General features: G+C 30.3%; 13 protein-coding genes, 1 tRNA gene and 3 rRNA genes. 1 reads left to right on the forward strand and 16 read right to left on the reverse strand.

Going from position 1 to position 12,190, the window contains the following annotated elements; all coding sequences use genetic code 11:
- From CLHOM_RS12750 to CLHOM_RS12780, 7 genes are all read right to left on the reverse strand, one after another.
- Positions 1-121, reverse strand: a 16S ribosomal RNA gene (locus CLHOM_RS12750); the annotation flags it as partial.
- A 398-nt stretch (positions 122-519) separates the two neighbouring features.
- Positions 520-1,431, reverse strand: coding sequence for a CPBP family intramembrane glutamic endopeptidase (locus CLHOM_RS12755; RefSeq protein WP_052222078.1), 912 nt, complete (start codon positions 1,429-1,431; stop codon positions 520-522).
- Positions 1,432-1,517: 86 nt separating this feature from the next.
- A complete protein-coding gene (locus tag CLHOM_RS12760; RefSeq protein ID WP_052222079.1) occupies positions 1,518-2,315 on the reverse strand; it encodes an ABC transporter permease in 798 nt (265 codons plus the stop codon).
- A complete protein-coding gene (locus CLHOM_RS12765; protein WP_052222080.1) occupies positions 2,315-3,022 on the reverse strand; it encodes an ABC transporter ATP-binding protein in 708 nt (235 codons plus the stop codon). Before CLHOM_RS12765 ends, CLHOM_RS12760 begins: the two co-directional genes overlap by 1 nt.
- Positions 3,023-3,024: 2 nt before the next feature.
- Positions 3,025-3,393 (reverse strand): GntR family transcriptional regulator, encoded by a 369-nt coding sequence (locus CLHOM_RS12770; RefSeq protein ID WP_052222081.1) that lies wholly within the window; start codon positions 3,391-3,393, stop codon positions 3,025-3,027.
- Positions 3,394-3,556: 163 nt separating this feature from the next.
- Positions 3,557-4,000: a PaaI family thioesterase gene (locus tag CLHOM_RS12775; RefSeq protein ID WP_052222082.1), complete on the reverse strand. Its 444-nt coding sequence runs from the start codon at positions 3,998-4,000 to the stop codon at positions 3,557-3,559.
- An 88-nt stretch (positions 4,001-4,088) separates the two neighbouring features.
- The gene (locus CLHOM_RS12780; RefSeq protein WP_052222083.1) at positions 4,089-5,234 is read right to left on the reverse strand and encodes a pyridoxal-phosphate-dependent aminotransferase family protein; all 1,146 of its coding nucleotides are present in this window, start codon (positions 5,232-5,234) and stop codon (positions 4,089-4,091) included.
- A gap of 169 nt (positions 5,235-5,403) precedes the next feature.
- On the opposite strand from CLHOM_RS12780, the gene CLHOM_RS12785 reads away from it, so the two are divergent.
- Positions 5,404-6,000 (forward strand): uracil-DNA glycosylase, encoded by a 597-nt coding sequence (locus CLHOM_RS12785; protein WP_052222084.1) that lies wholly within the window; start codon positions 5,404-5,406, stop codon positions 5,998-6,000.
- 18 nt (positions 6,001-6,018) lie between these two features.
- Here CLHOM_RS12785 and CLHOM_RS12790 read toward each other — a convergent pair whose 3' ends face one another.
- The 9 genes from CLHOM_RS12790 to CLHOM_RS12830 form a co-directional block, all read right to left on the reverse strand.
- The gene (locus CLHOM_RS12790) at positions 6,019-6,999 is read right to left on the reverse strand and encodes a zinc-binding metallopeptidase family protein (RefSeq protein WP_052222085.1); all 981 of its coding nucleotides are present in this window, start codon (positions 6,997-6,999) and stop codon (positions 6,019-6,021) included.
- A 27-nt stretch (positions 7,000-7,026) separates the two neighbouring features.
- Positions 7,027-7,293 (reverse strand): hypothetical protein, encoded by a 267-nt coding sequence (locus tag CLHOM_RS12795; RefSeq protein ID WP_052222086.1) that lies wholly within the window; start codon positions 7,291-7,293, stop codon positions 7,027-7,029.
- Between the two features lie 14 nt (positions 7,294-7,307).
- Positions 7,308-8,291: a M42 family metallopeptidase gene (locus CLHOM_RS12800; protein ID WP_052222087.1), complete on the reverse strand. Its 984-nt coding sequence runs from the start codon at positions 8,289-8,291 to the stop codon at positions 7,308-7,310.
- Positions 8,282-9,307, reverse strand: coding sequence for a M20/M25/M40 family metallo-hydrolase (locus tag CLHOM_RS12805; RefSeq protein ID WP_052222088.1), 1,026 nt, complete (start codon positions 9,305-9,307; stop codon positions 8,282-8,284). The genes CLHOM_RS12800 and CLHOM_RS12805 overlap by 10 nt, the downstream gene beginning before the upstream one ends.
- A 254-nt stretch (positions 9,308-9,561) precedes the next feature.
- Positions 9,562-10,470, reverse strand: a complete 909-nt coding sequence (locus CLHOM_RS12810) for an N-acetylmuramoyl-L-alanine amidase family protein (RefSeq protein WP_052222089.1) — start codon at positions 10,468-10,470, stop codon at positions 9,562-9,564.
- A gap of 1 nt (position 10,471) precedes the next feature.
- Positions 10,472-11,614 carry a mechanosensitive ion channel family protein gene (locus tag CLHOM_RS12815; protein ID WP_052222090.1) on the reverse strand — a complete coding sequence of 381 codons (1,143 nt, stop codon included), beginning with the start codon at positions 11,612-11,614 and terminating at the stop codon, positions 10,472-10,474.
- Positions 11,615-11,744: 130 nt separating this feature from the next.
- Positions 11,745-11,820, reverse strand: a tRNA-Lys gene (locus CLHOM_RS12820).
- Between the two features lie 5 nt (positions 11,821-11,825).
- A 5S ribosomal RNA gene (gene rrf, locus CLHOM_RS12825) occupies positions 11,826-11,942 on the reverse strand.
- Positions 11,943-12,092: 150 nt separating this feature from the next.
- Positions 12,093-12,190: ribosomal RNA gene (locus tag CLHOM_RS12830) — 23S ribosomal RNA — on the reverse strand; the annotation flags it as partial.

The following is a 12,190-nucleotide window of genomic DNA, read 5'->3' on the forward strand; positions in this document are numbered from 1 at the left end:
GCCCACGTGTTACTCACCCGTCCGCCGCTAGGTTTGTTCCGAAGAACTCCCCTCGCTCGACTTGCATGTGTTAGGCACGCCGCCAGCGTTCGTCCTGAGCCAGGATCAAACTCTCAATTTAAAAGTTTAATCTGTTCTCAAATTTATTGACTGGCATTTATTTACCTTAATTCTGTTTAATTTTCAAAGACCATTCATTTCGCCATCATCAGACAGCTTATTTAGTATATCAATTTTACTTTTGTTTGTCAATACTTTTTTTATTAATTTCTAATCTCTATTCTCTAATCTCTAATCTCTACTTTTGCAAAGTTTCTTCTAGCAACTAGCGATTGGTGATTAGAGATTATTTTGTGTCGCTCTCGCAACGACAAGTAGTATCTTATCAAAACTACTTTGTATTAGTAGAATTATTATTGTGCTTTACATCGAAATAAATCTTATTTTCTTTAAATTTATATGTATTCCTTTATTTTTCACATGCTGACACTCCAGGTAAAGTATATGCTAAATATTTCTTTATTTCTTAGTAAATCCTTTTATAATAACAAAGCTTATGCTTATTACAATAGTAGCTAAAATTCCTGCTTCAGGCCCAAAGCTTCCACCTGTTATAATGTTTTCTTTAATTGTATCAATATTATATATACCTATTGATTGAGTTGTTCCACTAACAGGGAATCCATAAATATTCCCTTGGAAATAATTCCAAGTAAAGTGATATCCTATAGGCATCCATAGATTTTTCGTCCTTATGTACATATATGATAATAATAGTCCAATGAAAAAAATATTTACTATCCCTAATATTTTTACATTAGGATTTCCTAAGTGAAGAAATGCAAATATTGTTGAAGAAATAACTGCTGCTAGGTATGGCATTCTCATCTGATATAGTGTAGTTTGTATATATCCCCTACACATTATCTCCTCACTTAAGGATACAACTATATATAGAATTATTCCCCAAAATACGTTAATTGTAAAATTAGGTTGAAGCAATGAATTCTCTAAAGTAGCGTTATTGGATATAAGTAAACAAAAAAATATAACTGTCATAGATGCAGCCCCAATAGCTGACCCCCATAAAAATTTTCTGTAATTTTCCTTTATTGATACTAATCCTATTTCTTTAAATTTTTTATTAGATAACTTTAAGAAAATAAATATAATAACTAATATACTAGCTAAGTCGAAGCTTTTACTTATGATCATCCATACAATATCTATTTGACTACTAAGCAGGTAATTTTGTGCTTCAGTATAATATTGTCCAAATATATTAAAATTACCCTCTGCCATAATTAAAGCAACAATAGTTAAAAGCATGGGAAAAGAAATTAATGTTATAAGAAAATAAAAAAAGAAAAACAAAATTATTTTAAAACCCGATCTTATCTCACTCTTATTATTAATAAATAAACTTCTCATTACATCCCTCCTTATACTCATATAGAATATATTAACATAAATATCAAAAAAATCAAAAGACTAAGAAAACTTAGCCTTTAATTTTACTAAATATTAATTTTATTATCCATAAGGTATCCTGTGCCTTTAAATAGTCCTATATATACTAAAATATTATATATTAGAGATGCTATATTTACATTTAGCTGAGAATTATTAATAGAAAACATAGCTTGATTATCAACATTTGAAGGTCCAATTAAACTTCCTTGTGAACCTTTTAGAAAATCTAATGAAAAATCTATTGTTTGCGGAAATATATTAATTAGTTTGTATTCTATATAAAATATTGCTGCATTCAATACTATAAATGTTATAAATCCTAATAGCTTACTCATTTTTTTACCTTTAAAAGCTACCTTTGTTAATGTTATAGAAAAATATATCATTAGAAGCAGCATTATTAAATTTACAAGCCCAAATAAAATTCCTAATGTAAATATTCCTTTAACATTGAAGTATAGGTTTATTCTTTCCAAAACATTTATATCAAACAACATCCCTATCAAAATTTTCAAGAATATAAAGAATATCAATCCAGCTACACTAAACCATAGAACTCCTGTAATAATTTTTGAACCTAAAATTTTATTTCCACTTACAGGTAGTGTAAAAGTTAAATATCCTGTATCTTCATATAGATCATTTCTAAAAGAGTTAATTACAAATATTAATGTAACTACCATAACAGTAATAGATATTACAGAAAAAAGTCCAATAATTGATTGCTCACTCCATTTATTTATTCTTGTTAATAATAGAACATTCAGTAATGCAATTATTATAAATAATCCTCCAAATAATTTATAGTTACCTTTAATTTCATATTTAATTAATCTTCCCATTATTCAAATACCTCCCTAAATAACTCCCTAAATAACTCATCAATAGACTTTCCCTTTTGAAGTCTTAAATCTTCCGCATTTCCAGAAAGCACTATCTCTCCATCCTTTATAAAGGCTACGTCATCGAATATTCTTTCAATATCTTTTACAAGATGTGTAGTTATTATCATTGAACTATCCTCATTATAATTCTTAATAATTGCATCCAGGATTTTTTCTCTTGCTACTGGATCAACTCCAGCTAGAGGTTCATCTAATATATATAGCTTAGCCTTTCTAGACAATACAAGAGTTAAATTTAACTTTTCCATCATACCTTTAGATAAAGATGTTACTTTGCTCTCTTCATCTAAATTCATAAATTCTAATAATTCCTTGCATCTTTTTTCATCAAAATCCTCATAAAAATCTTTAAAAAATTCTACTGCATCTTTTATCTTCATCCATTTAAAAAGATAATTTTTGTCTGGAAGGTATGAGACCATAGCTTTAGTTTTTACTCCTGGCTTAGCACCTTCAATAAATATCTCTCCACTACTTTGTCTTAATATTCCTGCAACTATTTTTATAAAAGTTGTTTTCCCACTTCCATTAGGTCCTAAGAAACCTAAAATCTTTCCTTTTTCTATGCTTAAGCTAATATCTTTTAACGCTTTCTTCGTAAAATAGTTTTTTGTTAGGTTTTTAGCCTCTAAAACTGAGCTCATGTCTATTCCTCCTCTTTTAAATTACCAGTAACCATTTCTATTATCTCATCATTAGTAAAACCTAAATTTTTCATTTCTTCTATGAATGTGTCCATTGCACCCTTTGCAGTATCTTTCTTTAATTTATATATTATCTTTTCATCTTCCGTTATAAATGTTCCCATTCCTCTTTGAGTATAAGCAAAGCCCCCTCTTTCAAGTTCTTTATATGCTCTTTGAATTGTATTAGGATTAACCTTATATTCTGCTGATAAATCTCTTACAGAAGCCAATTTGTCTCCTCCTTTTAATTGTTTAGAAATAATTTGCTTTTTAATTATATTCATTATTTGGATGTATATTGGAGTCTTATCATCAAATACAATACTCATATTCCACCTCCGTTATTTGCAACATTTGTTTTAAATCGCTATAATGTATTAGTGTACTACCAATATAATACACTAACACTCGCTTGTCAATATTATTTCCAAATTTTATTTAAATATTTTTATAAAAAATAAACGCAGAGCTTATATACTCTGCGTAGTTTAATTACTTATTTTTGTTTTTTAATAGTATGAAGTTAGTAGTACTTGTAGCTACTAATTTTCCTTCTTTATTATATGCCTCTCCACACATATGTACTATTGTTTTTCCCATTGATTTTATCCCAACGTTAACAATAAGCTCATCTCCCATAGTAATTGGTCTTTGATAAGTAGTACTTATATCTATAGTTGCAATAGCTTCCTCTTTACTTTCAAAATGACATAGGGCTCCAAATACATTGTCAAAGGCTGCAGTAATTAATCCTCCCTGCATTCCCCTAGCAGGATTTAAATATGTTTCCTTTACAGGAAATCCTATGGTTAAACTTTTTCCAGGGATATAATCTATAAACCTTGGATCCATACTGTGAAAGCAATTTGCTTTTCTTGCTTTTATTTGGTTATATAATTCTTTCTTTATAGCTTCAAGATCTATTTGTTCCTTCATAATGTTTCTCCTCTTTTATATTACCAGTTTTTCAAACAAATATAATTATAACATAAAAGGAAGAAACTTATTAATAGAAAATTAAACATTAATAATTTATTTTTAAATTCTGAATAAACTCCTTTGCCATATTGGCTTTTAAATTAATTTTATAGTATTCAAGTGCACTTTGTAGAGCATTCAATGTATATATTACTTTTTCCTTTGTTGCATTTTCTCCCATGTTCCCTATTCTTATAACTTTTCCCTCAAGAAAATCAAAAGAGCCTGCTATCATTAGATTAAATTCCTTTAATATATAATCAGTTAACTGCTTTGAGTTAATGCCTTCTGGAACTTCTATTACTGTTACAGTATTTGAATATCCATTTCTTGTGTATAAATTTAAGCCCGCCTTTGTAATGGCATTTCTTAAAGCATTTGCAATGCTTTCATGTCTCTGAAGTATTCTCTTGTCCTCTAAAATGTTATCTACAGCTTTCCTTAGCCCAACTATATCACTAATAGGAGGTGTGTAAGGAAACCATTTTTTCTCGTAATAATCCTTCCACACTAGTAAGTTACAGTAAAAAGATCCTATTGGAGTTTTCCTGTTCTCCATAGCACTGAAGGCTTCATCACTAATGCTTAAAAAACTAAGTCCAGTTGGCGCTGACAAACATTTTTGTGATGCTCCAAGAGCAACATCTATATTCCAGGAATCTACTTTTAACTCTTCTCCACCCATAGCTGAAACACTGTCAACTACTGTAAGAATTCCCTTCTCCTTTAACAATGGACAAATATCCTGAACAGGATTTAAAACACCAGATGGAGTATCACAGTGTACTATTGTAGCATACTTAAAATTACTATCCTTTTTAAGAAAGCTTTTTAATTCATCAATGTTTATTGCTTCTCTTCTATCACCTTTAAAATATATAGGCTCCCCACCATACATTTTAACAAAATCACCAAAGCCTTTTCCAAAAACCCCATTATCCAAAACTAATACCCTATCACCAGCTTCAGTAAGTGATGCGCAAGCTGCTTCAAGTCCTAATATACCTTCTCCGCTTAATATTCTTACGCTATTTTTTGTTTTTAAAAATTCTCCCACTTTATCACAAGTTTCTTTATAAAAATCATAAAACTCTAAATCCAGATCAGGATTTGTTGTTTCTATAGCTCTTGCAAGCCTTACATTTTCCCTAACTGAGGTTGGTCCAGGAGTCATAATCATAGGGATACTCATCAACATCGCCACCATTTCTATAAATTTTAATAATTATTATATCATCAAGAAAAATTTTTTTGCTAATGTATCGATACAATATATCAAATAGTAGGTTTTAATATATCATAAAAAAGTATATACTATATTTATTGCAATAATTTATTGTTTTATAAGGGAGGTTTTTAAAATAAATTCCTTAGAAGATTTGAAGTTAAAAATTAAAAATATATCGGAAAATTATAATCCTGAAGAAATTGGTGGATGGATTACCGGAGATGGTCCTGTGCCTTGTGATATCCTCTTTGTTGGTGAAGCACCTGGGAAAACAGAAGTTGAGCAAGGAAAGCCCTTCGTTGGAATGGCTGGGGAAACTTTTGAAGGTTACTTGAACTTAATAGGTCTCTCTCGTGATAAAGTTAGAATAACTAATACTTGTTTCTTTCGTCCAATAAAAAAGAAAGTTGGAAAAACCGGCAAAATATCAATAAGTAATAGACCTCCTAAAACTTCTGAGGTAAATCTTTTTAAAGAGGTATTAGATGAAGAAATATCACTAGTTAATCCTAAAATAATAATAACCTTAGGAAATGTTCCTCTAAAAAGACTTACAGAATTTCAGAGCATTGGAGAATGTCATGGGAAATTATTTTTTAACGAAACATTAAATAAAAACATTTTTCCTATGTATCACCCTTCTTCTCTAACCTATAATAGAGATCCTAATTTTAAAATTGCCTATGAAGAGGATTGGCTAAAACTAAAAGAAGCCTTGAAGACAATATAACTTCAAGGCTTATAATTATTAAATTAATATAGAACTTAAAAGCTTTATAGCATCATTAATATCCTTTAAGGCTATAATCTCCTCTGATGTATACATATATCTGCAAGGGATTCCTAGCATAGCAGTTATAATGCCTCCTACTTCCTTATGTATAACACCGCCCTCATTTTTTTCGTCGCTAAAGCTATACTGAAGCTTTATATTTTCCTTACCAGCGGTTTTTTCTATAATTTCTTTAGCAGCTTTATGAATTACTAAGCTTTTATCAAAAATAGATAAAACTGGCCCATTGCTAAGTTCTATATCTCCATTGCCGCATAGATAATCTTCCGCTTCTATTGAAGATAGTACTATTGCTTTATCTGGCTTAATATTAAAAGCTGCAGTTCTTGCACCTTTATATCCATTTTCTCCTGACACTGAAAAGACAAAGTATACCTCTTTATTAAGCTTACTTATATCTATTTTTCTAATAGTTTCAATTAAAATGTAGCAAGCTAATTTATTATGTAAATTTGCACCCATAAGTATTCCGTTGTTCTCTAGTAAATTACCTATTAACTCTCCTAAATGCCCTTTTTCAATTTGCCTTAAGGCTGTTTGACTGTTGCTTACTCCTAAATCAACGAAAAAATCATCCTTAGATGGATTACTCTTAAAAGAATCTAATCTTCCAAGAATTTTGTTATTAAATTTTACAAGGCTTCTTACTAACTTTTCCGGCTTAACACTACCTATAGGATAAACTCTAACAAAACCACTTTTCTCTACTTCTGTAACAATAAAGCCTGGATTATCCATATGAGTACAAAGCATTAGTTTTTCCTTTCCTGAACCAGCTTTAACGACTAAATTTCCTACTCTATCCTCTTCAATAACTGCATTTGTCTCCTTAGCCTTAAAAATTTCCTCTATCTCTTTTTTTATTTCCTCTCTTATATTGCTTTCACCACTGCATACCCCAAAAGAACTTAACAACCTTTGTATTAACTTATCCATGTATTTTATCCTCTCAATAAATATATATTATCTTTTCTTTGTAAGTAAATTTAATATTGAAAATCCTATAAAAGATACCATTAGCAAAACCATAAAAGAAAAAAATATTTTCTCCCCAATGGTGCCTATATTCTTTCCAATAATACCTGCTATAATAGATAAAATACCCATAATTATATTATAGATACCTACTGCACTACTGGCATATTTTTTATGTCCTTTATACATTAATCCACCTAGTAATGTTAGATATATTCCCGTTCCCATCATAAAATAAAATTCCCAAGTCTCCAAGATAATCCCCCCAATTATAAAGATTTTAAAAATTCATTTATTAAATTAAAAGCATTCTTATAATCCTCTAAACTACATACTCCTATTGATGTATTAGCATACTTGCAAGGTATAATAATTTCTGCTATTTCTGTTCCCTCAGCTGACATAGAATAAGAACCTAGTACGCCATTTTCAGTATTGCATTTCCCTATTTCATGAGGAATATTGTTTTTTACAGCAACAGCTTTCATATCCATAATTATATTAGGGCTTAGAACTTCTTCTTGACTCATCATAGAAATAATTGGCACTTTAGAGATTTCCATTTCTCTTTTGTTCTCCTTACTAATTTCACTTCCCTTTACTGCGATAACTAACTCTGGATTGATATTATAAGCTGAAACATATGATCCCCTGCCTTTTAGCTCTCCTTGTACAGAAAAAACTCCATAAAAATCACAATTATATTCTTCTTTTAATAATTCTAATAGAATGCTGCAGCCTAATCTGCTGCTAAGTGCTTTCCCTTTAAATAGTCCTTCCCCAAAGCTTTCAAACTGAGAAGTAAAAACTGCATATTCTCCTAAAGGTATAATTTTTTTAGCCTCTTCTTTAGAATTGGCACCTATATCTATGCATAATTGATTTACATCATATATTTTTTCTCTTTCGGCTTTTCCTTGAAGGTGTATTGGCTTAATTCCAATTACTCCGTTAATTTTGTCTTTCCCTATGTATACTGTCTTACAAGGTATTATTTCAGTATCTAGTGAGCCCAGTAGGTCAAATTTTAAAGTTCCGTCCTCATTATATCCAGTAATAATAAAACCTGGCTCATCCATAAAAACATCTACTACTACTCTTTTGCCATTACCTTTTTTGTGACCTATTATATTTCCCATTCTATCAACTACAATATCGTCTACATATTCTTCAATCTCTTTTTTAATTATATCTCTAACTTCTCCTTCATACCCTGAAGGAGCATTGGCATCACATAATTTTTTTAGAAGCATAAAATCTCCTCCAGTTCATTACTTTTAATACTTTTTATAAATGAGGCAATAAGTCTTCCTGTATTCTTAATATCCTCAGTGTTAATTACTTCTACTCTGGTATGTAAATATTTCGTAGGAATAGATATTAGTAATGCTGGTATTCCTGAACCAGTAATTTGAATATCCCAAGCATCAGTTCCTGTGTTACCTGGCTCAACTTCTACCCCGTAAGTAATTTTATATTCTCTCCCTACCTTCATAAGCCTTTGGTTTAACTTTGGATGCAAATTTGGTCCAACGCAAATAATAGGTCCATTTCCTAAAATATTTTCCCTATTTTTATCTCCCATAATACCACTATCGAAGGTTGTATCTATTGCTATACCTATATCTGGCATTATACTATAACTAATCATTTTTGCTCCCCTATGCCCTACTTCTTCCTGACAAGAGCATACAAAATAAATATCCAAATCATGTTTATGCTCTTTCAGTTCCTTGGCACATTCATATAAAGCAACAATTCCTGCCCTATCATCTGTAGTTTTACAGGAAACATTGTTATTTAACAGCTCCATAAATTCTCCTTTAAGTGTAACAAAATCTCCTAATTTAATCTTATCTTCTAAAAATTCTCTAGGGTATCCAGTATCAATAAATAAATTACCACCTTGTATAGATTTGCTTCCTGAATCATTAAGATCTCCTTGAATAATTCCAGTAATCTCTTCTTTTCCATGAATAACTACTTCTTGAGAAATTAATGCTTTTGGATCCACCCCAACTCCCTTGAATCTCAAAATACCATTATTGCATATTTCAGTTACAATCAAAAATATTTCATCTGCATGTGCGGAAAGCATTATACTTCCTTGTCCCTGTCCTTTTTTATGTATAACTATATTGTTCATCTTATCTATGTAAATATCTCCAAACCCCTTGAAAGCTTCTTTAATTATTGAATAGAGCATATATTCTCTTCCACTAGGTGCATGATCTAGGCATAATTCCTTTAGCAACTCTTTACTATCCATATTTTCCTCCCACAATTCACAAGTACACATTCCTAATTATACAATATAATCTTATAATTAAACCCTCATCAATAAATTATCCTAAAAATTTAATAAATATTTATTAATTGATGTATATTTTATTTATATATGTCAATACTGTAAATGAAAACTAAATAAAAAAAGCCGCGTTGCTAACTCCCCCCTGAATTACTTCGCGGCTTTTTTACTTTTTAATTAAAAATATTTTCATCTAGGCATGTAAATTTATACTGCTATTTCTCTAATGCTGCCACACCTTTTGCAATAGCTTTTGCAATTTTATCTTGATATCCTTGATCACTTAACATCTTATCCTCTTCACTATTTGATAAAAATCCCATCTCAACTAATATTACTGGAACTTTAGACCAATTAAAGCCTGTCATATCACTTCTTTCTATAACTCCCCTATCTTTCATACCAACTTCATTAATTAATGTTGCAAATATAGCTTGTCCAAAAGATTTACTTTGTTTGTAAATACCCTTTGTATTTTCATTATTAGATGGCACTAACATAGACGCTCCTCTAGCTGACTTATTGTCAGATGAATCTGCATGTATTCTAATAACTAATGCAGCTCCTGCTTCATTTCCTATTTCAGCTCGCTCTATATTACTAATGGTCTTGTTATTATCTGTCTTAGTCATTATAACTTTGAAGCCTTTTTGCTCTAAATAATTCTTTAATTTTAGCGCCACATTCATATTAATCTTATATTCAGGTGTTTTAGTACTTACTCCCTCAGCACCACCTGTTTGTTTGTATTTTAAAGTTTTAGAGTTTGGAGCCATAGGTTCTTTATCTAAATCAGCTTTTGCTGCATGACCTGGATCTAGTACTATGATTTTATTTGAAAGTTTGTATTCTATTTTAGGCATAGCAACCTTTTGCTCTAAGCTAGAACTTGCTTTAACTGTTTTGTTAACTTCTGTTTTTGTACTCTCTTTTTGATTGTTAGAATTATTTATCTCTTGCTTTTTTACCTGCTCCTCTTTTGTATCGCTTTGAGAAGTATCACTCTTAGTAGTTCCCACTAACTTTACATCTTTCTCTGAAGAAGCCCCGTTTCCACAAGCCGAAAATACTACAGACAGTAAAATACATAACAAAATTACTCTAATTTTTTTGTAGTTGTACATATTAATCATTACCTCCTTTGTTTATGTTAGCTAGAGGCGTTTCAAAATATATACTACTACTTGGAAATGCCATAGAAACATGTTCTTTTTCTAAAATATCCATAATTTTAAAGTTTACTTCTTCTTTTATCTGCAAATATTTATCCCAATCTGCAGTATTAGTAAAACAATTAATGACAATATCAAGACTACTTACCCCAAACTTATCAAAATTTACTAATATTCCTTCTTTAGCTATGTTTTCATCTTCCATTAGCATTTCTTTTATTTTATTAATACAATTTCTTAATTGTTCTTTTGAAGTTCCATAAGTAACTCCTATATTAAAATTTAATCTTCTAGTATCTCTTTTTGTCCAATTTATAATTGTGGAATTTGCTAAAGTTGAATTTGGCTCAGTTACTAGTCCCTTATCTGTAGCTCTAATCTTAGTACTTCTAAAGTTTATATCTTCAACTATTCCCTCAACATTTGAAGTTTTTATGTAATCACCTATAGAAAAAGGTTTATCTAATATTATTATTAATCCTCCAAAGACATTAGAAAGAGCATCTTTTGCTGCAAAGGCAAAAGCTAATCCTCCAATCCCAAGCCCAGCTATAAATCCATTTACATTATATCCCCATTCATCTAAAACAACGCTTATAGCTAATGCTACAATAGTAATTTTTAAAATTTTTGATAAGAATGGGAATACTATTTTATCAAGTTTAAAATTAAATTTGTCTGAAAGTTCTTCGTATAATAACGAATGTTCCTCAGTTAAGTTTAAACATCCCCAAGCTGCTAATATTATTAAGACTGAATTAATCATATGCTTTATTAATATACTTTGAGAAAAATCATAGTAGAAGCCCTTTCCAAAAAACAATATAGCTAAATAAAAACCTATTACTATAAAAACAGATCTAATTGGTTCTTGAAATGCTTCAATAATCTTTGTATTTAATTGTGTTTTTGTTTTTGAAGATATCTTTATTAGAATTTTTAGGATATATCGTGTAAATATTTTTCTAATAACCATAAATATTAAAAAAATACCCACACCAAAACCTATATATTTTAATGTATTTTCATTTAATCTGTTGCTTAGCAAAGAAAACTTATCTACAGTATTTTGAAAAACCTCCTGTACTCCGTCCATATTATCTCCTTCCTTTTAATATATTGAAATATTATATAATATCCTTATTATTCATTTTATTAAAATTTATAAATATACTCAATAATAATTATAAAAATAAAAAACGCACCTTATAATTAAGATGCGTTTTTGGTGATCCACCGGGGAATCGAACCCCGGACAACATGATTAAAAGTCATGTGCTCTACCGACTGAGCTAGTGAATCATATAACCCGGCGGCGACCTACTCTTCCACACCGTCACCAGTGCAGTACCATCGGCGCTTTGAAGCTTAACCTTCGTGTTCGGAATGGGAACGGGTGTTACCTTCAAGCCATAACCACCAGATAGCCAGACATCCAAAATCTTCGATTTTGTGATGGTCGGCTACTCATGAGCTTCTGCTCAAGAGTGTCATTAATCAGTACTCCTCAGCTCTGCTGAGTGAGTTTCCTTTGAAAGAACTTTGTTCTCTCAAAATTGCACAGTGAATTAATATTGATCAAGTCCTCGACCTATTAGTATTAGTCAGCTGAGTACATTACTGCACTTACACCTCTAACCTATCAACCTGATGGTCTTTCAGGGGTCTTACT

This window comes from Clostridium homopropionicum DSM 5847 (assembly GCF_001263795.1).
GTDB classification, from domain to species: domain Bacteria; phylum Bacillota; class Clostridia; order Clostridiales; family Clostridiaceae; genus Clostridium_H; species Clostridium_H homopropionicum.